The organism is Haloarcula sp. S1AR25-4, from assembly GCF_031624555.1.
GTDB lineage: Archaea > Halobacteriota > Halobacteria > Halobacteriales > Haloarculaceae > Haloarcula > Haloarcula pellucida.
This window is the reverse complement of sequence record NZ_JAMQOR010000001.1, coordinates 863,774-890,772: the sequence shown is the minus strand read 5'-3', so window position 1 is coordinate 890,772 and position 26,999 is coordinate 863,774. Positions and strand designations below refer to the sequence as shown.

Here is a 26,999-nt window from a genome sequence, read left to right as displayed (position 1 = left end):
GTTACTCCTCGTCGGCGACGCTGGGGTGCATCGTCGGTTCGCCCGGCATCGGTTCCTCGAAGTACCGCTGCATCATCTCCAGTGACTCCTGCTCGCGGCGCTTGCGCTCTTCCTCGTCGATCTCTTCACAGCCCGGTGGCACCTCGCGGTCCCGTCCGGTGAAGTACCCTTCCGGCGCCGTCCAGTCGTGATAGAAGTCGACGTCGCTGTCCTCGATGAGCGTCAGGCCGACCTGCGCACCGTGGCCCGCGGCGACGATGGTCTGGTGGTGCTGTTCGGCCAGTCGGCCCGCCGCGTAGAGACCGTCGACGGCGGTTCGTCCGCAGTCGTCGACGCCGACGAACTCCTTGGTCCCGCGGTCGACGAGGTCGACGTCGAGGCCGTCCAGATACGTCGCGTCGGCCCACGAGGCCGCGACGACGTAGTCGGATTCGAACGCCTCGCCGTTCTCGACGGTCGTCTCGAACCCGTCGTCGGTCGCCGTGACTCGCTGGACGCGTCCGTCCACGAACCACGCCCCCGCTCGGCGGGTCTGTGCGCGGATGAGTTCGAGCAGGAGACGCGGGTTGACACCGGCCGGGAAACCGGGGTAGTTCTCCAGATGGGCGTTGCGGTTCAGGATGGATTCTCCGGTCGAGACGATTCGGGTCGAGAGACCAGCGCGTGCGGTGTATATCGCCGCCGAGAGGCCGGCGACGCCGCCACCGACCACGACGACCGATTCTGGTTCGTCGGACATACGCGGCGGTTGCTTGCCCCCCGACAGAAACCTACCGGTTCGGTGTGAATCCGCTCGAATGTCGGGAACGGTGTTCTAGAGCCCTCTACTGGCCGTATCGAATGCTGGCACTACCCGAAGCCTCATAATGATTCACCCACTAGAGGTGGCGTAATGACCGACACCGTCGACGAGGTCGACCTGCCCTACGACGAGGACGCCTCACAGCAGAAGAAGATCGAGGCGCTGCAGGAGCGACTCGAGGTGCTCGAAGCACAGAACGAGGAGATGCGCGACAAACTGCTGGACGCCAACGCCGAGAACAACAAGTACCAGCAGAAGCTCGAACGGCTGACCCACGAGAACAAGAAACTCAAGCAGTCGCCACTGTTTGTCGCCACCGTGCAGGAACTCAGCGACGACGGCGTCATCATCAAACAGCACGGCAACAATCAGGAGGCGCTCACCGAGGTCACCGACGAGATGCGCGAGGGCCTCGAACCCGACGACCGCGTCGCCGTCAACAACTCTCTTTCTATCGTCAAGCAACTCGACAACGAGACGGACGTGCGTGCCCGCGTGATGCAGGTCGACCAGTCGCCGGACGTCACGTTCGCCGACATCGGTGGCATCGAAGAACAGATGGAAGAGGTCCGCGAGACGGTCGAGATGCCGCTCATCAGTCCCGAGATGTTCGAGGACGTCGGCATCGACCCGCCGAGCGGCGTCCTGCTCCACGGTCCGCCCGGGACGGGCAAGACGATGCTCGCGAAGGCCGTCGCCAACGAGACCGACGCCACCTTCATCAAGATGGCCGGGTCCGAACTCGTCCACAAGTTCATCGGCGAGGGCGCGAAACTCGTCCGCGACCTCTTCGAACTCGCCCGGCAGGAGGAACCAGCGGTCGTCTTCATCGACGAGATAGACGCCATCGCCGCCAAGCGGACCGAATCGAAGACGAGCGGCGACGCCGAGGTCCAGCGGACGATGATGCAACTGCTCTCGGAGATGGACGGCTTCGACGACCGGGGTGAAATCCGCATCATCGCCGCCACCAACCGCTTCGACATGCTCGACCGCGCCATCCTCCGCCCCGGCCGGTTCGACCGTCTCATCGAGGTGCCAAAGCCCGACTTCGAGGGCCGCAAGCAAATATTCAAGATTCACACGCGCGGCATGAACGTCGCCGACGACGTCGACTTCGAGGGTCTCGCCGAAGACGTCGAGGAGGCTTCCGGGGCCGACGTGAAGGCCATCTGTACCGAGGCCGGGATGTTCGCCATCCGCGACGACCGCACCGAGGTCACGATGGACGACTTCCTCGACGCCTGGGAGAAGATCCAGCAAGAAGAGACCGAAGACGAAGACGTCTCCCGGACCTTCGCCTGACTGTGGCGGCCCGGTAGACGCGGTCCGAATCGGGTTCCAGAACACAGAAACCGCTCGCTTTCTCACGTGGTAGTATGGCCGTCGCAGATAGACTCCAGTCGCGTGCCCGTGCATCTCCGAGACGCGTCACCGCCACCGTCTCCGTCGTCGGCTACGCCCTCGTGTTGGGGACGTTCGGCGGATTCCTCCCGTTCCCGTCGATCAGCAACCAGACCGTCATCCTCCTCTCCGACGCTATCGCCGTCATCAACGCGGCCGCACTGAGTGCTATCGTCGCCGGCGTCTACTTCATCAAGACCGACCAGATCCGTAAGCACCGTGGGGCGATGCTGACGGCGTTCGCACTCATCCTCGCCTTCCTCACGCTGTATCTGCTCAAGGTCGGTGGCGGCTTCGAGAAGGAGATACAGGCCGAGGGCCTCGTCTGGGGGGCCTACATCGTGATGCTGGCCGTCCACATCCTGCTGTCGGCGGTGTCGGTTCCCGTCGTCGTCCACGCCGTCGTGTTGGGGCTCTCTCACTCCGTCGCGGAACTCCGCGAGACGGCCCACGCACGCGTCGGTCGCATCGCCGTCGCCGCGTGGGGCCTGAGCCTCTTCCTCGGACTGGTCACGTACGTGATGTTGAACCACGTCTACGGCTGGGTGCCTCGCTGAGCCGCGGTGCCTCCGTTCTTTCCGCGCTCTGTCGCCGCCGACAGCCGGTGTCGCCACTTCCGAACCCAGCGTCGAAAGCAGACCGTCGGTGACGGCCTGACCGATTAGTTCTCGCGGCGGGCGGCGAGGAGTGCCGCTGCCACTACGGCCAGCAGTGCGATAGCCGCCGTGAAGCCGGGTCCACTTCCGGACGTGGCTTCTTCGTCACCGCCGTCGTCCGATTCCTCGCTCTGGTCTGTAGAATCAGGCGTGTCAGTCGACGCTGTGCCGGTCGATTCCGGCGTGTCCGTGACCGCTTCGGTGGCCGTCGAACCCTCGGTGGTCGCGGTCTCCGTCGTCTCCGAACCGTCGCCGTCGTCGGGTTCGGCCGGCGTGGCGGTCGCATCCGTCCCCTCGGGCGTCGGCGTCTCGGTGGTCGTCGGGTCGTCGCCGGAGTCACTGCCACCGCCACCACCGCCACTGCTCGATCCAGAAGCGACAGTGATCGTCGTGGACTGGGACCCGACCGACACCGTCGGATACCCGACGGTGACGAATTTGTGGTCGAAGGTCACCGTCTTGCTCGACCCTTTCGCGATACTGACGCGCTCGGTGTCGACGACCTGTCCGTCGACGGTCAGTCGTGCGGTGTAGGTCCCGTCTGCCGTCCCGGCGTTCGAGACGTCCGCTTCGACGGTTCCGATATCACCCTCGGTGACGCCACCGGGAGCGCTGATGCCCGTGACCGAGAAGGCCGCGTTGGCGTCGAGGAACTGCACGACTGCGCCGTCGTCGGTACCGACGTACAGCGCGTCGTCGGCCACGGTCGGTGCGGTCGCCATCGCCGACGAGGCCGCCGTCGCACGCGCCTTCGTACTGCCGTCACTGGCGTCGAGCAGGGACACGTCACCGGTGTCGGTACCCACGAAGACGGTCCCGTTGGCAGTCGTCACCGACGCGCCGAAGGTGTTTTTGGTATCGACAGTCGCGGTCCACTGCTGACTCCCGGAGCTATCGATATCGTGTGCGGCGACGGTGCCGTCGGTCGTCCCCACGACGGCCATCCCTTTGTGGATGGCGGGGCTGGCGAAGCTGCTGCCGTACGAACTGGTGTCGGCCCACTGCTGGTTGCCGTCCGTGTCGTAGGCCGCGACCGTCCCGTCACTCGCGGTGACGACGATTCGCTGGCCGTCCTCGGTGACGGCCGGCGAGTTCAGCGCCCCGCTCGCGACGTCGTTCGTACTCTGGGCGCTCAGGTCGCCCGCAGAGAGCATGTGCAGGGTGCCGCTGCGGTCACCGACGTAGACGCGGTCGCCGTACACCGCCGGCGTCATCGCGCCGGCGGGACTGCCCATGTCGTAGGCGGCACTGACCTGTGTGCCGTCGTTCGATAGCTTGTAGACGTGACCGTCCTCGCTCGCGACGTAGAGGCTCCCGCCGTTCCCGACAGTGACGGAACCGGCAAACGAGCCGAAGTCGGCGCCGTTGCTGTCGGTACTACGTTGCCACGTGATGGCACCGGTGGCCGCGTCCAGTGCATAGACGCTGCCGCCGTCCGTCGCGACGTAGATGCTGCCGCCGTCGTAGGCGGGCGAGCCGAACACCGGCCCGTCGACGCTGGTCTCCCACGACAGCGAGCCGTCGCCCTCGGCGTAGGCCTTCACGGCCGAGCCGTCACCGACGTAGACCGTATCGCCGCTGACGGTCGGTCCGGAAGCGACGTCGGTTCCCTGATTGCCTGCACGCCACCCGCTCGTGACGCTGGCGTAGTCGGGCGCGTCGGAGGCGTTCCCGGTGTTTTGCTGGTCGAACTGGAAGGTCTGCCAGTTGCCGGCCGCGTTGCCGACCGCGCTCGCCGACCCGACTGGCGCGAGCACGCCCGCGGGAATCGCAAACACCGCGAGCACTGCGACCGAGAGCGCGAGGAGCTTGCGCTCGGGCGCGTCGCTCATTGGTCCGCCACCTCCGAGGCGATATCGCGGAGGTCGCTGTAGTCGGGTACCAGTCCTCCCGTGCCCGGCACCGCGCTGTTCGACTCGTAGGCGTCACGCACCGTCTCGAAGTGGGTGCTGGAGACTGGGGCATCGTCGGCCCCGGCGACCGCTTCTCGGATGCTGTTCGCGACAGCGTCCCCGTCGACGAACGGGATGTCGTAGCCGTCGAAGTCGTCGTCGCCGGTGATGTCGTTTGCCGTCGGGTCGAGGACGTCGGCCTGCGAGGCGCCGTCGGGCAGGATGACGTCGATGACGTTGTTGTGGTTCCCGTTGGAGCCACCACCGAACGCGTAGCTGCCACTACTCGCCTGCACCTGACGGATACCGGCCGTTCCGAAGCCGTTGTAACTGAACATCATCGGGACGATATCTGCCCCGCGGATGCCGGACGGGATAGTCGACTTCGGAACCGTAATCTCGATTGCGGAGAACAGGTCGACCGCTCTCGTACTCACCCCGCTGTCCGCGTCGGCGACGACGTTCCAACTCCCGTCCTCGACGACCGGAATCTTCGCGGTGCTGTTCGGGACGTCGGTACTCGAAGCGAACCCGTGTGCGACGATACGACGGTGGTAGGCCTCCTCGAAGACGTTCTCGGCACTGCCACCGGCGTGGACGCCCTCTCGACTGTAGGTGTTCGAGTTGGCTGCACCCGTATCGCGGACGTATATCTGGATGTGCTGGAGCCCGTAGCCGTAGTCACCACCGAACGGGTCCCGAAGCTTCGGGAGATGGACGTGGAACCGGTAGTTCGACCCGTCGTCGTAGACGACCACCCGTTCCATATCGTAGTCTTCGGGGGTTATGTCGTCCGTCGAGGGGTAGCTGAACGCGTTCGCTCCGTCGGCGGACGTGGCCGGCCCGTACGGGTCGCCGGTGTCGTCGGCCAGCGTGGCGATACGTTCGGTGTCCGTTCCGAGTTCCGCTCGGTACACCTGTGTGAACGGCAGGGTCGCGCGCGTGTCGTCGTCGTAGTAGAGCAGTTCGTCCTGCGTCTCGTCGGACCGCGGCGGGACGAGTACGTCCATGACGCGTGGCGCGTTGTCGGCGGCACCGGCTTTCGCGCCGACGATGGGGTCACTGATCCCGACGTCGTCGACGCTGTTTACGACGGGACGGAAGCCGCCGAACCGCTCGGACCCGACGACCGGAAGGACCTCCATGTCCGCGACGTTGATGTCGTCGAACGCCGCCTTCTCTACGGGCAGGATGACCGTGTTGCTGTCGCGGTTGACGAACGGATCGATGCTGACCGTTCCACTGCCGGTGGTCAGGTCGTTCCCATCACTGTCGATGGCGCTCGAAGCGAACCCGCTCACTGCGACGCGGTAGTGCCACGCCGACGCGAAGTTCGCCTGCAGGCCGATGTCCCCGTTCTCGGTCAGGCTTCCGTCAGACCGGGTCGAGTCCCGGACCCACAGCACGAAGTAGTGCGGCGAGAAATCGCCGCCGAACACGTCGTAGAGGTTCGCGACGTCGTACTGGAAGTAGTACTTCGACTCGTCCTCGTAGATGGTGAACTTCTCGAGGTCGAACGCGCCGTCACGGAACGTCGACCCTTTCTGGCTCTCGGGGAACCCGTAGCCGGCACCGAGTCCGTCGTCGCCGGGGTCTGTGTACTCGGCGACGAGGTCGCCCGGCTGGACGGTGATACTCTGTTGGGCTAGTTGGGTGCCCGTCAATCGGTCGACCAGCGTGACCGTGTAGGAGCCCGCCTGCGTGATGTTGTAGCCAAGGGTGAACGTCTCCCCGGTCGTCGCCGAGGGTGCGAGCCGGATGTTCTCGATTGCGTCCGTCTCGCCACCGAGCTGGATGTCGATCGGCGTCCCTCCCACGAAGTCGTTGTTCCCGTCGTGTGACGCCGTGACTTCGATGAACGACTTGCCCAGTCCCGGCTGGGTCGTAGTGAAGTTGACGCTGTCTATCGTCTGTGTCGGTTGGGCGTACGCCGAGAGGGTCGACGCCTCGTTCGACGTCGCCGGTGTCAAGCGGAGTGCGACCCCACCACTGCGCCCCATCGTCGCCAGTACCGTGTCGCCGGTGGTGACGATGGACTCGGTGTGGCGAATCGCTGTCGGGTTCGTATCGACGTCCGTCCCGGCTGCGTCGGTGTACATCTCCATCTTCCACCCGTTCGTCTTCGACGCGAGGAAGTCAAGCGGCGCCTCCACCGCGCGCCCGCTACCGTCGGTCATCGCGCCGACGTACCATTCCTCGCCCTTGCGGCGGGCAGTGACGATGTAGTCGCCGATGGACGAGTCGACGACGACGGTCTCGTCCCAGCCACCGGCGGGCACGTCCTCGATGTACTCGAAGTCCGGTTCGGACTCGACGTTCTCGTTTGCGACCTGACTGTCGGTCAGGTCGGTGTAGGTCGCCGGGAACGGCGCGCTGGCGCCCTTCGCTGTGATGCCGACCGTGTTCACGTTGATGCCGCCGACGTCGCCCGTGAACGTGTCGCCGGAGTCGTCGTAGTCGACGACGATAGCGACGGTGTTGTCGCCCTGAGCGAGTTCGACGTCGACCGAGTGAATCTGCCAGTCGTCCCAGTAGTCGGTGAACGACGGCGAGACGGTCTGTGTCGAGCCGTTGACGTCGAGCGTGAATTGCGGGTTGCCGTTGTCGATGACTCGCTGGGCGTTCTCCGTGTCGTCGCTGGCATAGCGCAGGTGGAGCGTATAGGTGCCCGCGCTCGGGACGTTCTTCACCGTGAACGACACCTTCGACCCCGACGCCTCGCGGTTGGGGTCGACCGGGACGTAATGGGTCCCGAAGGCGTTGCGCCAGTCGTCCGCGGTGATCATTCCATCGAGCGTGCCCGACGGAGCCTGGACGTACTCGCCGACCTCGAACTCGTCGCTGATGTACGCCTCGACCCGGTCTGCGGCCATCTGGATGCCCGCATTGTACGTGGGGTACATCGCGAGTTGCTTCGCGCGGGTCGTCTGCACCTGATCGCCGGTCGAGTCGTTGAACGTGATGTCGAAGATGCCGGGCTGGTAACTCGTCGGGCCGGCAAGCATCCGGGTGAACGGGAGCGTGACGTGGTGTTCCCGGCCGACGTTCGAGCCGAGCGCACCGAAGCCGTCGTACTCCTGTGCTTCGACGACTTCGCGGGCGGCGACGTTCGGATACGTGCGTCGTTCACCCGTGGGCTTGATGCCCTCGTGAATCTCCAGCATCTGGCGTTCGCCGGCAGCCTCCTCGATGACGGTCCGATGGTGGTTGACCGCCAGTTGACAGTGCTGGTTGTGGCTCGGCGTCGACTGGTTGTCCCCGAACAGGCCGGGGTCCGAGACGTAGCCGTTCTTGATTGAGTGGATGCCGGCGTCGTCGTACTGCGAGAAGATGCCGTCGCTCAGTATCTCGGTCTCGTAGTTCGGGATGTTCCCCGACGTCTCGTTGTGGATGGTGAACTCCACGGGGTTCGAGAGGGACGACCCGTAGTTGGTCACCGTCGACACGTCGAAATCAGGGTACGAATCGGCCACGCCCATCTCCAGTGACGCGCCGGTGTCGCTGGCGTCGGACCCGTAGGAGTCCCACCCCTTGTTCCAGCCTTCGGCCAGCACGCTGTCGATGCTGTTCTGGCTGGCAAAGCGCATGTATCGTTTCATCCGCTCGGTGCGCGCCCCGTGGATGTACGCGGCCGGGTCGTTGCCGTTGTTCGATATCTCGCTGTCGGTCTTGTACTCCCACTTGGCGTTGCCGGCGATCATCGTCCACCAGATGCCGATGTACTTCTTCGGGGTCAGCCAACTCGTGTCGACGCCGCCGTTGCCGTCGCTCGGCAACGCGGAGTCGTCGCGGTCCTCGTTCAACAGCGGGATGAGCGAGGATTCCACGAGGTCTCCGGGACTCGTGGCGAACTGGATGGTCCGCCACGGCGTCGTGTTCGGTGCCTGCAGGGACGCCTTCGTGTTGTCCGGAAGCGGCGCGAGTTGCGTCGTGAAGTCCGTCCCACCGCTGTCGGACTGTGCGACGATAGAGGCCGTCGAGTAGTCGTCTAAGTTGGCCTCGTGGACGCTCATGTACGCGTTCTCGCCCGCCTTGATGGTCAGCGGGGTGTGTGCGCCGGTTCGAATCTCGTTGTCGTTGGGCCGGATGGTCCGCGTCCCGGCGTCGATTTCGCTGAGTTTCGATTCCGTGTACTCCTGCTCGAAGCGCGGATTGACGAACTCGTTTTTGATCCACCACGCCGTGTAGTCCCCCGCGAAGTTGAACTGCGTGTTCTCCGAACTGACGACGAGGGCGCCGCTGTTAGCCGCGAAGTCGTCGTCGAAGACGAACCGGAACCCGATGCCGTCGTCGAAGACCCGAAACTCGAGGTTCCCCGACCGCCCCGGACTGTTCGTCTCTTCCAGTCCGAGACGGAGGTAGTTGTAGTCCTGCGAGACGGAAGCGTACTGGTCCCACTCCGGTGTCCAGTTCTCCGTCTCGGTGCCGCTCTCGCTCCCCGTGACGGTGATGGTCGTACCAGTGCTGCCGTCTGAACCGGCGCCGAACGTCGGCTGATTCTGGAAGTCGAAGCCGAGGGTCGACGAGTCGACGTACGTCGCACCGTTGAACGCGACGCTGTACGTCGGCGTCCCCCCCGACACGTCGACAGTCACCCCGATGCTGCCATCAGGTGACGAAACCGATTGTGTGTCACTGTCGTCCCCACCAGTGACCTGTGCGGCTACGTCCTCGGGCACGTCTTGCGTGTACGCCGCTGCTGCCAGAAGCGACGCCACGCCGCCGAGGAACTCTCGACGACCGAGAGCGTTTAGTGTTTGTTGAGATTGTCTACTAACCATTTCCACCTCAGTAAGACGAGTTGTGCAACATAAATCCAACGGTTATGTTCGATTATGACAGTCTAGGACCGGCACAGAAATAAAATATCGATGACAAAAATCCGAAACCGTCGGAGGTGAGCGGTCGCTTTCGCAATTGAGTCGTAGCAACGTCGGCGGAGACGCGTCTGCCGCCCTACTTCGACTCAATCACGTGCGAGCGATAGCACAAGAGAGGGTGTCAGAAGGCAGTCGGGACGCGGGCGACTCCGACGGGGGTGAGTACCGCAATGCCGATCAGCCTCTGGCGGCCGCCGAGGTCGGTCGGGTACGTCGCGAGTTGCTCCGCGCGGTATCACACACCGGGGTGGTGTTCAGTCGGTCCGCGGGAGGAGTCGCGCACCGACGAGGAACCCGACGACGGCACACGCCGTCAGGACGGCGAGCGGGACCAGCGAGTCGCCGACCCCGGTCGTCACCGCCCGTACGCCGCGCGAGAAGTACGTCAGCGGCGAGAGCCACGTCGGAAGCCACGCTGGCAGGAGCGACGGCGGCACGAACGTCTCCGAGAGGAAGAGTAGGGGGAGCGCGATGCCGTTGCTCGCAGAGATGACGCCGTCCTGTGAGTCGGCCAGACTCCCGAGCATCGCGCCCACGCCACAGAACAGCGCCACGCCGAGGACGACGAACGGGACCAACAGCGGCGAGAACGCTATCTCCGCCCCGGTGAGGACGACCATCAGGCCCAACAGGACGATGCCAGCGAGGCCGATGATGACGACGTTGACGAGCGTCTGGGCGAGGAGCCACTCGGGCCGGGTCAACGGCGTCGTCGCCAGTTTCTCGAAGCGGTTCCCGTCGCGGTGTCGTGCGACTTCGCTTCCGACCCGGGAGAGCGGCGTGAACAGGACGACGACGGCGAGGTAGCCCGGCGCGTAGTAGGCCGGCGGTTCGGTGAACAGACCGCCACCGCCGGGTCGAGTCTGGACGAGGACGCCGAAGATGACGACGATGATGAGCGGGAAGAAAAACGTGAAGAAGACGGCTGTCCGCCGACGCAGGAACGCCAGCGCCGCCGCGCGAGACTCCGCGCGAAGTCGTCCCAGTCTGCTCATCGGGCACCCCCCGCCGTCGCCTCGTCACCGCGCGGTTCGCCGCCACGGCCGACGCCCGTGCCGGTCAGTTCGAGGTAGACGGCTTCGAGGTCCGGCTCTGTCCACGTCAGACTGTCGTAGCCGACGCCCGCCGCGTCGAGTTCGTCGACGACGCTCCCGATGGACTCGGGGCGTACGCCGTAGACGACGAGCGTTCCGTTTCGGAGCGCGGTCCGAGCGGGGTAGTCGATGGCGTCCGGCACCCCTTCGTCGAAGGTGCCGTCGACGAGCAGCTGGCTGTCACCGCCGTGGTCGGCTATCAGCGTCTCCGGGTCGTCGAGCGCGACGAGTCGCCCCTCCGAGAGCAGGCCGACCCGGTCCGCGAGTCGCCGCGCCTCCTCCATGTAGTGTGTCGTCACGACGATCGTGACGCCGCGGTCGGCCAACCCCTCCAGCAGGTCCCAGAGTGACTGCCGACCGGCGGGGTCGATGCCAGTCGTCGGTTCGTCCAGAAACAGCAGGTCCGGGTCGTTGATGAGCGCCGTCGCCACGCAGGTCCGGCGCTGTTGCCCACCAGAGAGGTTCTCGTAGGTGGTGTCTGCGGTGTCGGCGAGTCCAACGTCCGCGAGCACGGCGTCTACGTCCCGGGTCTCGTCGTACAGCCCCGCGTAGTAGGCGACGAGTTCGCGAGCAGTGAGACGCTCGTGCGGTGAAAACGACTGTGGCAGCAGGCCGATACGGTCCCGCTCGACGGCGGTCGGCGGCGTCCCGAACAACTCGACGCGGCCCTCGGCCTCGGTCGTCCCTGTCAGGGCCCGAACGAGTGTCGTCTTTCCGGCCCCGTTCGGCCCGACGAGCGCCAGCACTTCGCCCGCCGTCGCGGAGAGCGACACGCCGTCGAGCGCGACGGTGTCGCCGTACGCCCGGCGGACGTCCTCGGCGACCAGTACCTCGTCCATACCCAACCGTCGGGTACCGCCGCCGAAAGCCGTTCCGCTCTGTCTGCGGTTACAGTCGGTCCCGCACGCGACGGACGATGTCGTCGACGTCGTAGTCGTGCTCGTCCTTGTCGTACACTGTCTCGCCCTCGACGTCGACGCGGAACACGCCGTGGTCGCCCATCACGAGACTCATCCGGTCCAGTTCACCCTCGACGCCGTTCAAGATGGCTCGCTCTACGTCTAACGCACGCTCGCGGAACCCACACGGGACGCAGTACTCGATGCTGACTTCGCTCATACCCGGGCTTCGAGGGCCGGGCACAAAACGGCTTCAGTTCCGGAGGCGGCCGACCAGCGTCACGTCGAACCGGTGGGCGGCGTACAGCAGCCCCACCGACACGAGGTAGACCAGCGTGGACGTGCCGTAGGACTGGGCCATCGCCGCCTGATACAGCGCACCCCCGACGCCGAGGGCACCGCCGACGACCGAAGCCACGATCGGGAGAACACAGCTCACACAGGAGAACAGACCGAGGATGCCGCCGGCCAGACCCCCGCTCGCGTCCAGCACGGTTACGTACAGTAGGTACGCCAGCGAGAGGTAGCCCGCGACTTTCCAGGGCAGGACCACCGCCGCGAGCGTCGTGCCGCTGTACACCAGACCCGGCGAGAACCCGGGCGGGGCCGCGAGAATCCACCTGAGGCCGGTCCCTTGCCCCCCGGTCCCGAACACGCCGCCCACGTACGCCAGTACGAGCCAGTAGCCGACCGCGACGGCGAAAGCCGCCCCCTTGCGCCGCGCCGACGCCGTCGGCGGGCGAACCGTCGCGAACACGAGCGCGGCCGCGTTCAACCAGACGAACGGGAACGCCAGCGTGACCGGGTCCGTGGTCGGTGCGTCAGCGAGGCTCACGTAGGCAAGCACCAGCAAGACCTCGGTGTTGAGAACGGCACCCCACCGGACGAGCGTCTCCTGATCGGGCAAACCGTCGGCGAGGGTCGCGGTGGTCGTGCTCATAGGACGAGGGCGTCGACGACGATGGCGAGCAGTAACATCCCGAGGTAGGCGTTCGAGGCGTGGAACGCGCGGAACGCGGCGGCCTCGGTCTGTTTGCGGTGAAGTTCCACCACGGCCCAGAGGAAGACGGCGCCCAGTGCCGCCGAGGTAAGCGCGTACAGCCATCCGAGCGACGTCAGCGACGCCAGCACGCCGGAGGCGACGAGCGTCGCCCCGAGGTAGTAGACGATGTGTTTGCGCGTCTCCGTCTCCCCGCGGACGACGGGCATCATCGGGAACCCGCCGGCCTCGTAGTCGTCCTTGTACGCGAGCGCGAGGTTGTAGAAGTGCGCCGGCGTCCACAGGAAGATGACGCCGGCCAGCGCCAGTCCCGGGAGGCCGATGGTCCCGTCGACGGCGGCCCAGCCGATGAGCGCGGGGAGCGCCCCCGCGGCCCCGCCGAGGACCGTGTTCTGGACGGTGTTGGGCTTCAACACGAGCGTGTAGACGACGCTGTAGAACAGAATCGCCGACAGGCCGAGGGCGGCGGCGAGGACGTTGACCTGCCAGAACAGGGCCAGCGCCGCGAGCGCCAATCCAACGCCGAAGGTGAGCGCGTTCCGAACCGGAATCTGGTGGGTCGCGATGGGGCGGTCCGAGGTGCGGTCCATCCGCTTGTCGATGTCCCGTTCGAGGACGTGGTTGAACGTTCCCGAGGCACCGATTGCGAGGACGCCGCCGCCGAGGGTCAGGACGACGGTACGAACGGTGAGTCCCGAACCGGACGTCAGTGCCGGGTCCGCCGCAAGTGCCATCCCCGCTCCGGCGACGAGACACAGGAGCCACATCAGGCGTGGTTTCATCAACCGGAAGTAAGCGCCGACGGTGGCGACGACTCGGTCGCGCCCCGACAGTGTCGGGGTCGGTGTGGGTTCGCCCCCGTCGCCGGGCATCGGGTCGGGTTCGGGGTTCGCGACACGTTCGTCGTCGTCGCTGCCCGTCTCCGCTTCCAGATGCCACGCGAGCGCGAGGACGAACGACGTGAAGATGGCCATCCCCGTCGCGAGGTGGGCACTGGGGAGTTGTCCCGCAGCGCCGGTCGTCGCGACGAAGGCACCGAGGGCGACTTGCACCGGATACAGTGCGAGGCCGGTCACGAGCGCCGCCTTGACGCGGCGTCGGGTCGCCGTCCGGAGGCCGACGCCGACGGTCACGAGCGTGAGGACGCCGACTGCGGCGGCGGTCAGTCGGTGTCCGCGAGCTATCAGCAGGTCGGGGTTTTCGAGCGTGACTGGGCCCTGACACAGCGGCCACGTCGTGCATGCTGTCACTGCGTCGGTGATCGCGGCCGTCGCACCGGCGATGACCAGCAGATAGACGCCGACGGCCGTGGCGGCCAGCAGTCCCGAGAACGCCCTGCGCTCTGCCATTGGTGTAGCCTTCGGCGGCGGACACTTAGACTCCTCGCTTTTCCAGCCGCCTCCGCAGACGCACACCCTTTATTTGGCGGTGTAGCGGTCCGTTTCCGAGGGGGAGACGACTGCACAGAGAGTCACCGACAGAGACCGGGTGAGGGCAAGACAGCAGTTATTTATCCCCGAAATCCTAAGCCGCGCACATGACCCGGAGACGCGCCGGTCTGGTCGCTCTGTTCGGCGCTGCGTTACTCGCGCTCGCCGCCGAACCGGTCGCAGCACAGCCGTCCGCCTCGACGACGGTACGACAGATTTGGGATCTGAACCTGAGCCTGCTCTACGTCGCTATCCCGATTACCGTACTGGTCGAGGGGATTCTCATCTACACCGTCTGGCGGTTCCGCAATCAGGACGAACCGCTCCCGACGATGGAGAACCGCCGCCTCGAAATCACGTGGACCATCGCGACGGCAATCATCCTCCTGTTCGTGGGCGTCGCCTCGTATCAGGTGATGGCGAGCCCCTACGTCACCGCCGAAGCGGGTGATCAGGCGGCCCTCCAGCAGGAGAACCCCGAACGCATCGAAGTGCAGGCGTACCGCTACGGATGGTCGTTCTACTACAACGGTTCGAGCTTCAGTAACACCGCCGAAGCGACGTCGACCGGGACGCTCCGATTGCCGGCGGATCGGGAAGTCGTGTTGCGGGTGACGTCACGCGACTGGCTCCACGCCTTCCACGTCCCGAGCCTCGGCCTGAAAGCCGACGCGTTCCCCGGCCAGTACAACCGCCTGCGGACGGTGCCGGACGAGCCCGGAACCTATCAGCTCTACTGTGCGGAGTACTGTGGCTCCGGCCACTCGAAGATGCTGGGTACCGTGCAGGTGATGCCACAGGACGAGTACGACCAGTGGATCGCCGACCAGCAGTCGAGCGGTAACGGCAGCCAGCAGAACCAGACCAGTAACTGATTCTCGCGGTTCGTATCCGTTCGCCGCAACTGTTAGGCGGCAGCACGGACTGTGTCTGCCATGGAGTACTTCGAGGACCTCACGGTCGGTGACACACGGGAGTTTGGCGCCTACGAGGTCACGCGCGAGGAGATAACCTCCTTCGCCGGCCGGTACGACCCACAGCCGTTTCACACGGACGAAGACGCCGCAGAGGAGTCCATGTTCGGCGGTCTCGTTGCCAGCGGGTGGCACACCGCGGCGATGACGATGCGACTGCTCGTCGAGCATCAGCTATCGGGGTCGGGCGCGATGGGGGCGCTCGGCGTCGACTCGCTCCGGTGGCCGACGCCGGTCTACCCGGGCGATACGCTCTCGGTCAGGACCGAAGTCGCCGAAAAGGACGTGTGGGACGAGGACCGGGGGCGCGTCGCCATCGAGGTGACCACGACCACGCAGGCCGACCAGACGGTTCTCTCGATGATCGGACAGGTTCTCTGGCGCCGTCGCTAGTCACCCGTGACCGACTGCGGCGTTCCGCTCCCAGCGGCCAGTAGTTGCTGGCCATCGTCGGTAATCCGGTAGACCGGTTCGTGTGAAACGCGCTCTACGAGGTCCCGCTCTGCGAGTGCTACGAACCGAGGTCGCGGCGCTTCGACCGAGAGCGGACAGCGGGCAGCGGCGACGGTCGGGGAGTTCGGCCCGACCTCGGCGAGTGCCCACAGGAGTGCCCGGTCGACCGGGGCCGAAGAGTCTCCAGTTGGTTGTTGCATGGTAACGTCTAACACGATTGTTTGGTGCCCAGAACTTAAACGTGTCGCCGAGTCCGAGCGCCGACGCCCTATCCGCAGATGTTTGCAGTCGCGTAGACGTCACCCTGCTCGGTGACGTTGATGCCGACGCCCATCCGTTCGGCGTTCTCGTAGCTCAGCCGTTCGCGGTACGGTCGGGTCTCGAACCAGTTCTCGACGATGGCTTTCGCGACTTCGCGGTTGCCGGCGTTGAACTGCTCTCGGTTGTCTTCGGTGTAGGTTCGACCGGCGACGGTCTTTCCGATCGCTTCGAAGTCGTTGCCGTCTGGCCGGCGGGTGAACTGCTTCCCGGCCGCCTGGAACGTACAGGTGGTATAGAGGTCGTTTTTCCGGTATCGGTCGGCGCTATCGACGCCGTCTATCTCGTGGACGGTCGCTCCCTCGCCGGCCATCGCCACACTGTGGCCTCGGGCCATCGACGCGATTTGGCGTGCGGTTCGCCCCTCTGCAGACATCGGGTCGAGCCGTCGCTCCTGTCGCTCTTCGTTGACGAACTTGACCACCAACTCCTCGATTTTGGTCTCGTTGTAGTATCGCGCCGGCACGTACGCTTCGCGCTCGGTCGGCTGTGGCGTCGACGTCTCCACTGGTGTCGCCGTCGCCGTCGCGGTCTCGGTCGTCGGCGTCTCAGTGGTCGGCGTCGAAGTACTGGCACTACCGTCGCCGTCGTCGGCCGCGCCGTCGGCGGCTGTCTCAGTTTGTGCTCCGCCTTCGTCCTGCGGGGCGGCGGCCGACCCGCCGAGTTGCATCCCGACCACGATGCCGACGCTGAGTGCAGCGACGAGCACCACGATCGAAACCCCCAACACCGATTTATTAACCATGGTTCCCACTCATATCCCAGTTGGTAATGTAAGTTTCCCCCTACTGCGTCCTCGGACCCTCCGTCGGAAAGGCACATAAGCCCGCGGGGGCCACTCCCGGTATGGTCGAGAACGTCATCTGGCCCGCAGCGTTCGACGCGGACCGCTCACGCAGCGAAGGGCGCCGAGTCCCCCGTGACCTCGCCATCACGGAGCCGACAGTCGACGAGATAGCAAAGGCCGTCCAGCAGGTCGGCTACGACGCGGTCATAGAGCGTGACAAAGCCTATCCACGCGAGTACGAGGTGCGTGGCCGCGTGATCGTGAAAGACGCCGACGACGCGACCAAGACGGACCTCCTCGGGGCAGTGGCTGCGTACATGCAGGCCCTTCGCGAATGAAACGCGTCGGGTCCGTCGTCAGGACTGCACAGGGGTTGGCTATCGTCCGCTCACCCGACGACAGCCACCCCTCGCTCGGGACGGCACTCGTAGACGAGGAACTCCAGACGGTCGGTGACGTAGTCGACGTGTTCGGCCCCGTCGACCGACCGTACATGGCCGTCTCGCCCGACGACGGCGTTCACCTTCCCACCCTCGTCGGCGCGGCGCTGTACGCGCGGTGACCGTCTTCGGGGGCAAGCGTCTCCGTAACGCTCAAACCCGGTCCTGTCGGAGAGTGTCGCATGGATAGGCGCTGGCGTGTCGTCGCTGGATGTGGACTCATCGGACTCATCTTCCTGTTCGTTCAGTTGGGGGCGCTGGCACTGGTCGAGCCGTTCAAATCCGCCGGCTATCAGGCCGTCGAGGACCCCTCAGACCCGACGAACAGCGTCCTCTACATCGGTGCCATTCTCGTGGCGACTGCCGTGATGCTGCTGGCGTTTCGCTACGAGGCCGACCAGTTGATCCGCGCGCTGATCGTCTTTTCGGGGGCTTGGCTCTCGCTGTACGTCTTTCGCGTGTTGGTTCCGCCAGTCCTCGTCGTCGAGGGCGTCAACGTCCTCGCGGTCGGACTTGCGGCCCTGCTGGGGCTCGGCTTGCTCGTCCACCCGGAATGGTACGTCATCGACGCCGCGGGCGCGGTGATGGGCGCGGCGGGCGCCGGGTTGTTCGGCATCAGTTTCGGAGTCCTCCCGGCGCTCGTCTTGCTCTCCGTACTTGCCGTCTACGACGCCATCAGCGTCTACGGCACCGAACATATGTTGACGCTGGCGTCCGGAGTGATGGACCTCAAGGTGCCCGTCGTCCTCGTCATCCCGCTCTCGCTGTCGTACTCGTTCCTCGATGCGACGACGCCGGACCCGACGGGCGACGATGACGATGCGGCCACCGGCGGCGACGCAGGCGACGACGAAGACGGCGCGGCCGACGAGGACGCCGGGCCGCTCGACCGTGACGCGCTGTTCATCGGCCTCGGCGACGCCGTCATCCCGACGGTACTCGTAGCGAGTGCCGCCTTCTTCGCACCGGCGACGGTCGATATGGTACTCGGCATCCCACTCCCGGCCGTGACCGCAATGGTCGGCACCTTCGTCGGCCTCGTGATCCTCCTCTGGATGGTCCTGAAAGGCCGAGCGCACGCCGGTCTACCGCTGCTCAACGGCGGTACTATCGCCGGCTACATCCTCGGGTCGCTCGCCGCAGGAATCACGCTCGTCGAGGCACTGGGCATCGCACCGTACCTCGCTTAGTCCATCGCGCTACTCGCGGGCGCGAAGGGGATCTCCTCACCGACACCGGCCTCGCGGGCGCGGTCGTACAGCATCTTGCCGGCGGCCACCGTCTCGATGGCCGTCCCGCCCGAGTCGAAGACGGTGATGTCTTCCGGGGACGCTCTGCCCGGCGCGTCGCCGACGAGTACCTCGCCTAGCTCGGCGTGGACGTCGTCCTCGTCGACCGCTCCCGCCTCCATCGCGTGGATGAACGACCCGGCGTCTTGGGTCACGCGGGCCCGAAGGTCGGGCACGTAGGTCGCACGCTCGATGGTCGTCGTGTCGAGTTCGTGCTTTGCGGGGTGGTACTGTCCCATCGCCGTGACGTGTGTCCCCGGTTCGAGGACGTCGCCGTCGAAGACTGGGTCGCTGGCGTTCGTCGCCGTCACGGCGACGTCGGCGCCCTCGACAGCGGCGGCAGAGGAGGCGACGGCCGCCACCGTCGCATCGAGGGCCTCGTTCATCTCGGCGGCGAACGCCTCTCGGTGTTCCTGTGTCGGCGAGAACACTTCGACGCGCTCTAGGTCCCGAACGCTCGCGGCCGCTCGGACCTGCCCTCGTGCCTGTGTACCGCTCCCGATGACCGCGAGGTCGGTAGCGTCGGCTCGTGCGAGAGCGTCGAGACCGACGGCGCCCGCCGCCCCGGTCTTCAGGGGGTTCATGCTCGCGCCGTCGAGCAGTGCCAGCGGCTCGCCCGAGTCGGCATCGAAGATGGGGAGTGCGAAGTGGGCGTCACGACCCTCGAATCCGGCGGCGTAAGTGTAGCCTCCCATCGCTCCCGTCTCGGGAAGGATTGCCAGATAGCCCGTGAGCATCCCGGCGGGGGCGTCGTTGAAAAGCGTCGTCCGGGGTTTCGCTGGGGCGCCGTGGCCCCGTTCTCTGTAGCCCGCCCGGACGGGGTCGACGTACTCGTCCGGATCGGCGAGGTCAGCTATCTCGTCGCTCGTGAGGAACAGCGCTGTCGCGTCGGTCGACATACGTCCGTCTTCGGCCGACCGGTCCTTAACCTCGGTGGCGACACGCGGAGACAGCAGTAGAAATCTGTGACGGGTGCGTACTCTCAGTCCGCCGTCTGGACGGCGTCTGACTGTGCCCGAGAGTCGACCGGAACCGGATCGACGGGAGCGCGGACGAACATCGCGTGGCCGATGAGGCCCACAGCCACGACTGATGCCATCGGAATCGCCGTCGTCAGGGCGAAGCCAGCGACCGAGAGGACACCGGTGATTCCAGCCATTGCGAGCGGGATGAGTCCGAGAACAACGTCGTAGTAACCCGTCATAAGTGTGAATTATACTTCGTGCTATGGGCACATAAGTGTTTCCCGTAATCCTTGCATAGTATTCTATGTAGGCATCTGGTACTTTGTACAGAGCGTTTCTGAAGCATCCCTATAACTTATGGCGATATAGGTGGCCGGAATATCCGGTTAGAAGATGTGTACCGTTGGTTTCTGTTCATGCGAGCAGTACTGAGGGAAAGCCACACGATAGCTGTCCGACGGCTGATGGGACTGGACTGTCGGAGGGTCGACGGGACGAGAGGTGTGTCAGTAGGACGGGCTTCGCTTCGGTCACCGGACGAATCCGAGGCGTTCGAACGCCTCGTCGGATTAACGGAGTATATGCAACTCTACTTGCGGTTTTCAGTCTTTGAGAACGCCGTTTGGTAGTGATTAATGGCCGAGCGGCTGGTTTTTCGGAGTGATAACTGGGGGATAGTGCTTATTAACAACGGTGAAATACCGCATTATCACGGCAGTGAGGCGGGCGGCGCCGACTGCCATCAGGACAATGAGCACGAACGCCACGGACAACACGAGTGATGCCGGGACGGACGAATCGGCACGGCGATACGCCGAGCTGAACATCGGTGACGAGGAGTTCGTCATCTACGACCGAGAGAACCATCAGGCGTGGATTCAGTCCACGCTGTCACTCGACGTAGGCCAGCTTAGATAATCGTGGCGCCACGCTCGGCCGCTGGCCGGTGGCCCACTGACGAGGGGACACCAGCACCGACACGCTTGATTTAATACCGTATTTTCACGACGAGAGGAGGACCGTCGCACTCGCTCGCCAGAGACACAGGAGCGCCCCGCCGATACCGACGGAGACGACAGCGAACGTGAGTGCGGCGTCACCGTGGAAGTACGCCGTCGCGCGCAAGGCTTGTGCGACGACGACGGCGAGGACCCAGCTCACGATGGTGACGCTCAGCGACCGCTTGAGGTCTCCCGTGGCGTCACTGGCGTACATCCCCGCGACCCCGGCCACGAGGACCCACCCGATGAGAAACGGTGCCAGCGTCCCGGCGACGCGGCCGACGGCGACGAACGGGTTGTACCCGTGGGTGTACTCGCCGACGGCGACGAACAGGAGTATCGCGGCGACGTCGCCGACTGCGAGTGCCGCCGACGTGGCCGACAGTTCGATGCGACTCCGACCGACCGTCGAGACGCTCATAGCACCGATTCGGCCCGGAATCACTTTTCTCTCTCGTTTTCCCTGACGCCGGCGACGGTGTAGCCGAAGCCGCGCTCTACGACTGTCGGATGCAGTCCTGCCGTCGCCACCCGCCGCGTCAGTTCGCCCGGCGTGAAAAAGACCGAACCGAACCCGACGAGATGCTCTGCCGCGACGAGTCCCCGGCCGCGGAGCGTCGCGGGATTGAACTCCCGAACGACGAGGACGCCGCCGGGACGGAGGACCCGCGCGGCCTCCGAAATGACGGCGTCGACCTGCGCCATGTGATGGAGCGCGTCGACTATCAGCACCGCATCGACGCTCTCGGCCGCGAGCGGGAGACGGCCGGCGTCACCCACGATGGCGGCGAGGCCGTGACTGCGTGCTCGCCGGAGCATCCCGGGGGCGGCGTCGACGACGATTCGCTCCGGTAGGTCGAGTCGTCTGATGGCCCGCCCGGGGCCGCCACCCACGTCGACGACTCGGTCGACTTCTCGGGTCGCCAGCGCGAGTCCGCGTCGTAACTTGCTCGCCCGTGCCGGCGGCATCACGAGGTCGTACACCGGCGCGAACCGGTCGAACGCCCCGACGTCACCGTGCATACGTTCGCTTTCTCCGAGCGACCACAAAGTAGCTCTGGCGTCCGCAGGGTACAACTCGCTGGACGACGCCAGTAGTCGTATGGAGTTCGCCCTGCTCGGATGGCCCGATGACAGCCATCGACTCCGCCTCGACTACGAACGGTTCGCCTACGCCGGGAAGTTCGTGATGACCTCCACAGGGAAGGCCGTCGTCGGCGACGACGGCGTCGTGGCGGCGGCGGCGTTCGACGCGGACCACACCGACGCCGACACCCTGTGTGTCCGCTATATCACCGTTCGACAGGACCGACAGGGCGAGCGGTTCGGCGCCGAACTCCTCCGATTCGTCCGCGGCCGGGCGGTACAGCGAGGGTACGACCGGGTGACTATCGGCGTCAACAACCCGTTCTCGTATCAGGCGGCGTACCGTGCGGGGTTTTGCTTCAGCGGCGAGGAACGCGGTCTCGGGGAACTGGCACTCGAATGGCCCGGTGACCGTGACCCTGTCCAGTATCGGGCCGGACTCGACCTGTTTCGCGACCGTGACCTCTCCGAGGCGGAAATGTCGTTCCTCGCCGAGAAGCGCGACGCCGACCCGCCCGCCGTGGTTCCCGCGCCCGCTTAGACCGGGTTGGACTCGAACAGGCGCGCCTCACAGTCCCCACAGGTGACCGCTGCCACCTCGTGTTCGCTACAGCACGACTGTACCGTCTCGGTGCCGAACGTCGGCGTGCCGCCACAGCGCGGACAGGTATCGACGAACAGTCGAAGACCGTTGAGCACCTGTCCGCGCTGCGCGACCGAGAGGGTGTCCCAGTCGTCGGCCCGCTCCTGTAGTACCGCCGCTGCGGCGACGTCGGCTTCGAACGCCGGGCGTGACTCCCACGTCCCGACGTGGCGCTCGTCGACGTACGCGCGGAACGCGTCGCCGTACTCCTCGAACTCGACCGACGACGCTTTGACGCCCAGTCGTTCGAGCAACGTCGCGCGGTCCGGGTCGAGGCTGTCGACCGCGTCCTGCCACGCCTCGCTGAACCACTCGGTGAGACACAGGTCGTCACCGCAGGGTTCGACGGCGCCTACCTCCAGTAGCACACTCTCGACGTCGATCTCCGAGACTGGGCCGGGACTGTGTGCCTGCTCCGTCGGGTGCTTCCCGAACAGTCGCAGGACTCGCGTCGGGAGATATCGCTTCGTGAGCGTCGGCGTGCCGGGGACGAGATAGCCGCGCAGATAGATGGCCGCCGCCGCCGGCAGCGCGACGGCCAGTGCGACCGGGACGGCGAGTGCCGTCGCCCCGACCTCGACGGCGATACCGGCCGCCAGTATCGAGAGGACCGCGGCGACGAGGCTGTTGACGACCGTACACGGGAGACAGCGGTTCGCACCGGTGTACTCCGGTCGACGGAGCGTGTCGACGACTGTCATATCTGTTGGATGTGACAGCCACCCGTTTGTATCTTGCTCGTCCCGGGAGATTCAAATCGCTGTCCGACCAACGCCCGGCAATGGGAAACGCAGACCTTCGCTCGCTGGCGGTCATCGAAGACGTGTCGTTCGAGGACTTAGACGGGGGCATCGTCGCCGTCGACGCCCACAACTGGCTCTATCGCTATCTGACGACGACGGTCAAGTTCACGAGCGACGCGGAGTACACGACGGCCGACGGCACGGAGGTGGCGAACCTCATCGGCGTCGTGCAGGGGTTACCGAAGTTCTTCGAACACGACCTGACGCCCGTGTTCGTCTTCGACGGGGCCGTCACCGACCTCAAGGACGACGAGGTAGCGAAGCGTCGCGAACAGCGTGAGCGCTACGAGGACCAACTCGAAGATGCCCGCGAGGCCGGCGACGCGACCCGCGTCGCGAAACTGGAGTCTCGAACCCAGCGGCTCACCGACACCATCGTCGAGACGACGCGGGAACTGCTCGGTCTGCTCGACGTGCCCGTCGTCGACGCCCCGGCCGAGGGCGAGGGGCAAGCGGCCTACATGGCCCGGCAGGGCGACGTCGACTACGTGGGAACCGAGGACTACGACGCGCTGCTCTTCGGGGCGCCGTACACCCTGCGCCAACTCACCTCCAGCGGCGACCCGGAACTGATGGACTTCGAGGCGACGCTGGCGAAACACGACCTCACGTGGGAACAACTCGTCGACGCCGCCATCCTCATGGGGACCGACTTCAACGAGGGCATCTCAGGTATCGGCCCCAAGACGGCGGTCACGGAGATTCACGAACACGGCGACCTCTACGGCGTGCTAGAGGCTCGTGGAGACCACATCGACCACGCCGACAGAATTCGGTCCCTGTTCCTCGACCCCGCCGTCACCGACGAGTACGAGATTCCGACCGACGTCGACCCCGACCTCGACGCCGCACGGCGGTTCGTCACCGAGGAGTGGGAAGTCGACGCCGACGAAGTCGCTCGCGGGTTCGAGCGCATCGAGGAATCGGTCGTCCAGACGGGATTGGACCGCTGGACCTGAGGCCGAACAGCGAAAAACCCGGCGTGTTCAGACGACTGGTTCGACTTTCTCGACGGAATCGAGTTTGCGGTTCCGAACCGCCTCGCCGGTCTTCGTATCGAAGACGTGGATCGCTTCTTCCGGGAACCGGACGGTGACGTGCTGGCCCCAGTCGATGTCTCGCATCCCGTCGACGGTGGCGATGAAGGTCGCGCTGTCGCTCGTATCGAACATCATGTGGACCGTGTTCTCGCTCCCGCGTGGTTCGACGACGTCGACGACGCCCTCGTAGTCGTGGCGCCCGGACTGACTGTCGATGACCTCGATGTCTTCCGGGCGGATACCCAGCGTCAGGTCAGTCTTATCGCCCAGTTCACGCGCCGTCTCCTCGGAGAGGTCGTACTCGAAGTCGTCGGCGACGAGCGTCGAACCCTGCCGCTCGACGTCGAAGAAGTTCATCGACGGTTCGCCGATGAACCCGGCGACGAACATGTTGTTCGGTTCGTGATAGCACTCCAGCGGCGTCGCGGCCTGCTGGAGGATGCCGTCGTTGAGGATCGCGATGCGGTCGGACATGGTCATCGCCTCGGTCTGGTCGTGCGTGACGTAGACCGTGGTTACGCCCAGTCGCTCCTGCAGGTGCTGGAGTTCGGTCCGCATCTCCGCACGCAGTTTGGCGTCCAGATTCGCCAGCGGTTCGTCCATCAGGAACACTTCCGGGTCCCGCACGATAGCCCGGCCCAGCGCGACGCGCTGTTGCTGGCCGCCCGAGAGTTCACCGGGCTTCCGGTCGATGAGGTCGTCGATACCGAGCAGGTCGGTCGCTTCGGTGACCTGCTGGTCTATCGCTTCTTCGGACATGTCGGTCGATTGCTCCAGTCCGAACGCCATGTTCTCCCGCACCGTCATGTGCGGATAGAGGGCGTATGACTGGAACACCATCGCCACGTCACGCTGTGCGGGCGGTTGGTCGTTGATGACCTCGCCGCCGAGTCGAATCTCGCCGGAACTGATGTCTTCGAGTCCGGCGATCATCCGGAGCGTCGTGGACTTACCACAGCCCGAGGGGCCGACGACACAGAGGAACTCGCCGTCCTCGATGTCGACCGAGACCTCGTCGACGGCGACGATTTCGCCCTCGTCGTCGTGGAAGATTTTCGTTACGTCGTCGAGTGTGAGTTGTGCCATTGTGTAGTCCTCCGTCGTCTATTCGGCGACACCTTTCGCGAACTGTTCTCCGAAGAAGATGTACACGAGCAACGTCGGTAGCGCGGCCACGATGGCACCGGCCATCGTCGTGTTGAACGACTGAACGACACCGCCAGTCAGGGCGGCCAGTCGCTGGGTCGCCACCTGTGACGCTGGCTCGTTGACGAGCACCAGTGCGAACAGCAGGTCGTTGTACACCTGCGTGAACTGGTAGATGAGCGTCACGGCGAACATCGGGAGCGACAGCGGGAGGATGATGTTCTTGTAGATGCTAAACGCCGTGGCGCCGTCGAGGCGTGCGGCCTCTATCATCTCGTCGGAGATGCCCTTGTAGTACGAGCGAAACAGCAGCGTACACATCGGCGTCCCGTAGGCCGCGTGGGTGATAGATAGCTGCAGCAGTTGTACGTGACCGCTTCGGGTCGGGTACGTCCAGTTACCGCCGGTGATAAAGCCAAACGCGGTGTTGACGAAGCCGTTCATCAGGTCGGGCAGAATCTGGTACCAGAACTGCGCGAGCGGGACCAGCACGGCCTGGTACGGGATGAAGATACCCGCGAGCACGATGCTGAACACAGCGACCTGTCCCCGCCAACTGATAGTCGTCAGCCCGTAGGCTGCCAGACTCCCGGCCATCGCCGAGAAGATGGTCGCCGGGATGGCCATCAGCATCGAGTTGACGAGCCCCGGCCGGAGCGTGTTCCACGCGGTCATCAGGGCACCGAGCGTGAAGCCGTCGGGGCTTGGCGGTGCGAACGGCACCGTCTCGACGAACTCGGTTTGCGTCTTGAACATCGTCATGACGGCCGTCTCCATCGGGAAGAGATAGAAGACGATGCCGAACAGTAAGACGACGTACAGCCCGATACGGCTGTTCTCCATGTCCCGCAGGGACTCGATGGGGTTGCGTGTAGACGTACTCATAGTTCACCTCGCTTGTATTCGCTGTAGAGATACGGCCCGATGACGAGTAGCGCGAGCAGGAACAGCACGATGGCGATGGCCGACCCGTACGCCCACCGGAGGCTGTCGAACGCCACGCGGTACATCATCGTCGCCAGGATGTCCATGTTCGCACCCGGCTGCGAGCCGCGGAGCGAGTAGATGAAGTCGAACGCTTTCAGCGCGAACACCATCAGCACCACAGACGCCGAGACGGCGGAGGCTCGCAGTTGTGGGATGATGACGCGCATGTACATTCGCACCGTCGACGCGCCGTCGACGCGAGCGGCCTCGTAGTGTTCGTCGGGAATCGCGCGCAGTCCGGCGAGGAACACGACCATCGCGTAGCCACTGAACTGCCAGATGAGCGCGAAGATGATCGCCGCCAGCGCCGTCGTGTGCCACGACAGCCACTGGATGACGTCGGCGTTCACCGCCGCCGGCTTCAACAGCGTGATGACGAGGCCGTCCAGATTGAAGAGGCGGAGCAACTGGTTGAACACGCCGCTTTTCGCGTTGTACACCCACGACCACATCGTCGCCGTCACGACGAACGAGAGGCTCATCGGGAGCAGGTAGATGGTCCGGAAGGTGTTCTCGAACCGGATGCCTTGGTCGATGAGGATGGCGACGAGCAGCCCGAGTGCCAGACAGAGGATGGTGAACACCACCAGCAACACGAGGGTGTTCTGTGTCGCCTGCCAAAACGCGCCATCGCTCGCCATCCGGGCGTACATGCTGAAGTCCAGTTGGCTGTAACTCGGCTCTCCGAGCCCCTGGAAGTCCGTTAGCGAGAGGACGGCGTTCCAGGCGATAGCGCCGTAGACGAAGAACACCGCCAGCAGCACGGGGGGGAGCCAGAACGGCGCGGATTCGATGAGTTCCCACTGCACTGGCAGGGAGTTCCGGAGGGTGTCACGCCGCCGTTCGCCCACCGCCGCTTGGGTCCCACCATCAGTCGCAAGTGTTTGCCCGTCCGATTCGTCTCTCGATACCACCGACCGGAGTGAATCTCCGGCAGTTCTGAGTCTATTGAGTATCTCGCGCATAGTTGTGTCAGTCGTACGCGGACGTGAGTTCGTCGTACACCACTT

General features: G+C 65.1%; 28 protein-coding genes. 10 read left to right on the top strand and 18 right to left on the bottom strand.

The window, feature by feature from the left end:
• Nucleotide 1 precedes the first annotated feature (1 nt).
• Nucleotides 2-739 carry an NAD(P)/FAD-dependent oxidoreductase gene (locus NDI85_RS04595; RefSeq protein WP_188994227.1) on the bottom strand — a complete coding sequence of 246 codons (738 nt, stop codon included), beginning with the start codon at nucleotides 737-739 and terminating at the stop codon, nucleotides 2-4.
• 153 nt (nucleotides 740-892) lie between these two features.
• Between NDI85_RS04595 and NDI85_RS04590 the strand changes: the two genes are divergently transcribed.
• Together NDI85_RS04590 and NDI85_RS04585 are read left to right on the top strand one after the other, a co-directional pair.
• Nucleotides 893-2,107 (top strand): proteasome-activating nucleotidase Pan1, encoded by a 1,215-nt coding sequence (locus NDI85_RS04590; protein WP_188994229.1) that lies wholly within the window; start codon nucleotides 893-895, stop codon nucleotides 2,105-2,107.
• 74 nt (nucleotides 2,108-2,181) lie between these two features.
• Nucleotides 2,182-2,763, top strand: a complete 582-nt coding sequence (locus NDI85_RS04585) for a DUF420 domain-containing protein (protein WP_188994231.1) — start codon at nucleotides 2,182-2,184, stop codon at nucleotides 2,761-2,763.
• A 104-nt stretch (nucleotides 2,764-2,867) separates the two neighbouring features.
• Here NDI85_RS04585 and NDI85_RS04580 read toward each other — a convergent pair whose 3' ends face one another.
• The 7 genes from NDI85_RS04580 to NDI85_RS04550 form a co-directional block, all read right to left on the bottom strand.
• On the bottom strand, nucleotides 2,868-4,694 hold the full coding sequence (locus tag NDI85_RS04580) for a PQQ-binding-like beta-propeller repeat protein (protein WP_310915072.1): 1,827 nt from the start codon (nucleotides 4,692-4,694) through the stop codon (nucleotides 2,868-2,870).
• Entirely contained in the window at nucleotides 4,691-9,535 is a 4,845-nt protein-coding gene (locus NDI85_RS04575; protein ID WP_310915071.1) for a glycoside hydrolase family 97 catalytic domain-containing protein, read from the bottom strand. Before NDI85_RS04575 ends, NDI85_RS04580 begins: the two co-directional genes overlap by 4 nt.
• Nucleotides 9,536-9,888: 353 nt before the next feature.
• A complete protein-coding gene (locus tag NDI85_RS04570; RefSeq protein WP_188994237.1) occupies nucleotides 9,889-10,629 on the bottom strand; it encodes an ABC transporter permease in 741 nt (246 codons plus the stop codon).
• Nucleotides 10,626-11,567: an ABC transporter ATP-binding protein gene (locus NDI85_RS04565; protein ID WP_310915070.1), complete on the bottom strand. Its 942-nt coding sequence runs from the start codon at nucleotides 11,565-11,567 to the stop codon at nucleotides 10,626-10,628. The genes NDI85_RS04570 and NDI85_RS04565 overlap by 4 nt, the downstream gene beginning before the upstream one ends.
• A 49-nt stretch (nucleotides 11,568-11,616) precedes the next feature.
• The gene (locus NDI85_RS04560) at nucleotides 11,617-11,847 is read right to left on the bottom strand and encodes an Rdx family protein (protein ID WP_166969266.1); all 231 of its coding nucleotides are present in this window, start codon (nucleotides 11,845-11,847) and stop codon (nucleotides 11,617-11,619) included.
• A 33-nt stretch (nucleotides 11,848-11,880) separates the two neighbouring features.
• Nucleotides 11,881-12,567: an ABC transporter ATP-binding protein gene (locus tag NDI85_RS04555; RefSeq protein ID WP_188994241.1), complete on the bottom strand. Its 687-nt coding sequence runs from the start codon at nucleotides 12,565-12,567 to the stop codon at nucleotides 11,881-11,883.
• Entirely contained in the window at nucleotides 12,564-13,976 is a 1,413-nt protein-coding gene (locus NDI85_RS04550; protein WP_188994243.1) for a heme o synthase, read from the bottom strand. Before NDI85_RS04550 ends, NDI85_RS04555 begins: the two co-directional genes overlap by 4 nt.
• Before the next feature lie 188 nt (nucleotides 13,977-14,164).
• Between NDI85_RS04550 and coxB the strand changes: the two genes are divergently transcribed.
• Both coxB and NDI85_RS04540 read left to right on the top strand, forming a co-directional pair.
• Entirely contained in the window at nucleotides 14,165-14,932 is a 768-nt protein-coding gene (coxB, locus tag NDI85_RS04545; RefSeq protein ID WP_188994245.1) for a cytochrome c oxidase subunit II, read from the top strand.
• A 60-nt stretch (nucleotides 14,933-14,992) separates the two neighbouring features.
• Nucleotides 14,993-15,424, top strand: coding sequence for a MaoC family dehydratase (locus tag NDI85_RS04540; RefSeq protein ID WP_310915069.1), 432 nt, complete (start codon nucleotides 14,993-14,995; stop codon nucleotides 15,422-15,424).
• On the opposite strand, the gene NDI85_RS04535 is transcribed toward NDI85_RS04540, so the two are convergent.
• On the bottom strand, nucleotides 15,421-15,684 hold the full coding sequence (locus NDI85_RS04535; protein WP_188994249.1) for a hypothetical protein: 264 nt from the start codon (nucleotides 15,682-15,684) through the stop codon (nucleotides 15,421-15,423). The genes NDI85_RS04540 and NDI85_RS04535 overlap by 4 nt on opposite strands.
• 68 nt (nucleotides 15,685-15,752) lie before the next feature.
• Nucleotides 15,753-16,547 (bottom strand): CAP domain-containing protein, encoded by a 795-nt coding sequence (locus tag NDI85_RS04530; protein ID WP_310915068.1) that lies wholly within the window; start codon nucleotides 16,545-16,547, stop codon nucleotides 15,753-15,755.
• Between the two features lie 101 nt (nucleotides 16,548-16,648).
• Between NDI85_RS04530 and srp19 the strand changes: the two genes are divergently transcribed.
• From srp19 to NDI85_RS04515, 3 genes are read left to right on the top strand one after another with little or no spacing between them, the layout of a single operon-like run.
• A complete protein-coding gene (gene srp19 / locus NDI85_RS04525) occupies nucleotides 16,649-16,927 on the top strand; it encodes a signal recognition particle subunit SRP19 (protein WP_310915066.1) in 279 nt (92 codons plus the stop codon).
• Nucleotides 16,924-17,151: an H/ACA ribonucleoprotein complex subunit GAR1 gene (locus tag NDI85_RS04520; RefSeq protein WP_188994254.1), complete on the top strand. Its 228-nt coding sequence runs from the start codon at nucleotides 16,924-16,926 to the stop codon at nucleotides 17,149-17,151. The genes srp19 and NDI85_RS04520 overlap by 4 nt, the downstream gene beginning before the upstream one ends.
• Before the next feature lie 60 nt (nucleotides 17,152-17,211).
• Nucleotides 17,212-18,219, top strand: a complete 1,008-nt coding sequence (locus tag NDI85_RS04515; protein WP_310915065.1) for a presenilin family intramembrane aspartyl protease PSH — start codon at nucleotides 17,212-17,214, stop codon at nucleotides 18,217-18,219.
• Here NDI85_RS04515 and NDI85_RS04510 read toward each other — a convergent pair.
• Both NDI85_RS04510 and NDI85_RS04505 read right to left on the bottom strand, forming a co-directional pair.
• Entirely contained in the window at nucleotides 18,216-19,217 is a 1,002-nt protein-coding gene (locus NDI85_RS04510; RefSeq protein WP_310915064.1) for an ornithine cyclodeaminase family protein, read from the bottom strand. The two genes, NDI85_RS04515 and NDI85_RS04510, sit on opposite strands and share 4 nt — an antisense overlap.
• An 83-nt stretch (nucleotides 19,218-19,300) precedes the next feature.
• Nucleotides 19,301-19,522, bottom strand: a complete 222-nt coding sequence (locus NDI85_RS04505) for a hypothetical protein (RefSeq protein WP_166969285.1) — start codon at nucleotides 19,520-19,522, stop codon at nucleotides 19,301-19,303.
• A gap of 511 nt (nucleotides 19,523-20,033) precedes the next feature.
• On the opposite strand from NDI85_RS04505, the gene NDI85_RS04500 reads away from it, so the two are divergent.
• Nucleotides 20,034-20,201 (top strand): hypothetical protein, encoded by a 168-nt coding sequence (locus NDI85_RS04500; protein ID WP_188994261.1) that lies wholly within the window; start codon nucleotides 20,034-20,036, stop codon nucleotides 20,199-20,201.
• An 84-nt stretch (nucleotides 20,202-20,285) separates the two neighbouring features.
• Here the strand turns inward: NDI85_RS04500 and NDI85_RS04495 are convergent, their stop codons facing one another.
• Entirely contained in the window at nucleotides 20,286-20,705 is a 420-nt protein-coding gene (locus NDI85_RS04495) for a DUF3054 domain-containing protein (protein WP_188994263.1), read from the bottom strand.
• 20 nt (nucleotides 20,706-20,725) lie between these two features.
• Entirely contained in the window at nucleotides 20,726-21,307 is a 582-nt protein-coding gene (locus NDI85_RS04490; RefSeq protein WP_310915062.1) for a methyltransferase domain-containing protein, read from the bottom strand.
• A 79-nt stretch (nucleotides 21,308-21,386) separates the two neighbouring features.
• Between NDI85_RS04490 and NDI85_RS04485 the strand changes: the two genes are divergently transcribed.
• A complete protein-coding gene (locus NDI85_RS04485; protein WP_188994267.1) occupies nucleotides 21,387-21,911 on the top strand; it encodes a GNAT family N-acetyltransferase in 525 nt (174 codons plus the stop codon).
• Here NDI85_RS04485 and NDI85_RS04480 read toward each other — a convergent pair.
• On the bottom strand, nucleotides 21,908-22,714 hold the full coding sequence (locus NDI85_RS04480; RefSeq protein ID WP_310915060.1) for a hypothetical protein: 807 nt from the start codon (nucleotides 22,712-22,714) through the stop codon (nucleotides 21,908-21,910). The genes NDI85_RS04485 and NDI85_RS04480 overlap by 4 nt on opposite strands.
• 80 nt (nucleotides 22,715-22,794) lie before the next feature.
• On the opposite strand from NDI85_RS04480, the gene fen reads away from it, so the two are divergent.
• Nucleotides 22,795-23,775, top strand: a complete 981-nt coding sequence (gene fen, locus NDI85_RS04475; protein WP_310915059.1) for a flap endonuclease-1 — start codon at nucleotides 22,795-22,797, stop codon at nucleotides 23,773-23,775.
• Nucleotides 23,776-23,802: 27 nt separating this feature from the next.
• Here fen and NDI85_RS04470 read toward each other — a convergent pair whose 3' ends face one another.
• Genes NDI85_RS04470 through NDI85_RS04460 form a run of 3 tightly spaced genes read right to left on the bottom strand, consistent with a single transcriptional unit; the run spans nucleotide 23,803 to nucleotide 26,954 of the window.
• The gene (locus NDI85_RS04470; protein WP_310915058.1) at nucleotides 23,803-24,942 is read right to left on the bottom strand and encodes an ABC transporter ATP-binding protein; all 1,140 of its coding nucleotides are present in this window, start codon (nucleotides 24,940-24,942) and stop codon (nucleotides 23,803-23,805) included.
• An 18-nt stretch (nucleotides 24,943-24,960) separates the two neighbouring features.
• The gene (locus NDI85_RS04465; RefSeq protein WP_188994276.1) at nucleotides 24,961-25,887 is read right to left on the bottom strand and encodes a carbohydrate ABC transporter permease; all 927 of its coding nucleotides are present in this window, start codon (nucleotides 25,885-25,887) and stop codon (nucleotides 24,961-24,963) included.
• The gene (locus tag NDI85_RS04460) at nucleotides 25,884-26,954 is read right to left on the bottom strand and encodes a sugar ABC transporter permease (protein WP_310915056.1); all 1,071 of its coding nucleotides are present in this window, start codon (nucleotides 26,952-26,954) and stop codon (nucleotides 25,884-25,886) included. The genes NDI85_RS04465 and NDI85_RS04460 overlap by 4 nt, the downstream gene beginning before the upstream one ends.
• Nucleotides 26,955-26,999: the final 45 nt, after the last annotated feature.

Coding starts and splice junctions, on each gene's coding strand:
- NDI85_RS04595 (WP_188994227.1), bottom strand. CDS start 739: ATGTCCGACGAACCAGAATCGGTCGTCGTGGTCGGTGGCGGCGTCGCC.
- NDI85_RS04590 (WP_188994229.1), top strand. CDS start 893: ATGACCGACACCGTCGACGAGGTCGACCTGCCCTACGACGAGGACGCC.
- NDI85_RS04585 (WP_188994231.1), top strand. CDS start 2,182: ATGGCCGTCGCAGATAGACTCCAGTCGCGTGCCCGTGCATCTCCGAGA.
- NDI85_RS04580 (WP_310915072.1), bottom strand. CDS start 4,694: ATGAGCGACGCGCCCGAGCGCAAGCTCCTCGCGCTCTCGGTCGCAGTG.
- NDI85_RS04575 (WP_310915071.1), bottom strand. CDS start 9,535: ATGGTTAGTAGACAATCTCAACAAACACTAAACGCTCTCGGTCGTCGA.
- NDI85_RS04570 (WP_188994237.1), bottom strand. CDS start 10,629: ATGAGCAGACTGGGACGACTTCGCGCGGAGTCTCGCGCGGCGGCGCTG.
- NDI85_RS04565 (WP_310915070.1), bottom strand. CDS start 11,567: ATGGACGAGGTACTGGTCGCCGAGGACGTCCGCCGGGCGTACGGCGAC.
- NDI85_RS04560 (WP_166969266.1), bottom strand. CDS start 11,847: ATGAGCGAAGTCAGCATCGAGTACTGCGTCCCGTGTGGGTTCCGCGAG.
- NDI85_RS04555 (WP_188994241.1), bottom strand. CDS start 12,567: ATGAGCACGACCACCGCGACCCTCGCCGACGGTTTGCCCGATCAGGAG.
- NDI85_RS04550 (WP_188994243.1), bottom strand. CDS start 13,976: ATGGCAGAGCGCAGGGCGTTCTCGGGACTGCTGGCCGCCACGGCCGTC.
- coxB (WP_188994245.1), top strand. CDS start 14,165: ATGACCCGGAGACGCGCCGGTCTGGTCGCTCTGTTCGGCGCTGCGTTA.
- NDI85_RS04540 (WP_310915069.1), top strand. CDS start 14,993: ATGGAGTACTTCGAGGACCTCACGGTCGGTGACACACGGGAGTTTGGC.
- NDI85_RS04535 (WP_188994249.1), bottom strand. CDS start 15,684: ATGCAACAACCAACTGGAGACTCTTCGGCCCCGGTCGACCGGGCACTC.
- NDI85_RS04530 (WP_310915068.1), bottom strand. CDS start 16,547: ATGGTTAATAAATCGGTGTTGGGGGTTTCGATCGTGGTGCTCGTCGCT.
- srp19 (WP_310915066.1), top strand. CDS start 16,649: ATGGTCGAGAACGTCATCTGGCCCGCAGCGTTCGACGCGGACCGCTCA.
- NDI85_RS04520 (WP_188994254.1), top strand. CDS start 16,924: ATGAAACGCGTCGGGTCCGTCGTCAGGACTGCACAGGGGTTGGCTATC.
- NDI85_RS04515 (WP_310915065.1), top strand. CDS start 17,212: ATGGATAGGCGCTGGCGTGTCGTCGCTGGATGTGGACTCATCGGACTC.
- NDI85_RS04510 (WP_310915064.1), bottom strand. CDS start 19,217: ATGTCGACCGACGCGACAGCGCTGTTCCTCACGAGCGACGAGATAGCT.
- NDI85_RS04505 (WP_166969285.1), bottom strand. CDS start 19,522: ATGACGGGTTACTACGACGTTGTTCTCGGACTCATCCCGCTCGCAATG.
- NDI85_RS04500 (WP_188994261.1), top strand. CDS start 20,034: ATGAGCACGAACGCCACGGACAACACGAGTGATGCCGGGACGGACGAA.
- NDI85_RS04495 (WP_188994263.1), bottom strand. CDS start 20,705: ATGAGCGTCTCGACGGTCGGTCGGAGTCGCATCGAACTGTCGGCCACG.
- NDI85_RS04490 (WP_310915062.1), bottom strand. CDS start 21,307: ATGCACGGTGACGTCGGGGCGTTCGACCGGTTCGCGCCGGTGTACGAC.
- NDI85_RS04485 (WP_188994267.1), top strand. CDS start 21,387: ATGGAGTTCGCCCTGCTCGGATGGCCCGATGACAGCCATCGACTCCGC.
- NDI85_RS04480 (WP_310915060.1), bottom strand. CDS start 22,714: ATGACAGTCGTCGACACGCTCCGTCGACCGGAGTACACCGGTGCGAAC.
- fen (WP_310915059.1), top strand. CDS start 22,795: ATGGGAAACGCAGACCTTCGCTCGCTGGCGGTCATCGAAGACGTGTCG.
- NDI85_RS04470 (WP_310915058.1), bottom strand. CDS start 24,942: ATGGCACAACTCACACTCGACGACGTAACGAAAATCTTCCACGACGAC.
- NDI85_RS04465 (WP_188994276.1), bottom strand. CDS start 25,887: ATGAGTACGTCTACACGCAACCCCATCGAGTCCCTGCGGGACATGGAG.
- NDI85_RS04460 (WP_310915056.1), bottom strand. CDS start 26,954: ATGCGCGAGATACTCAATAGACTCAGAACTGCCGGAGATTCACTCCGG.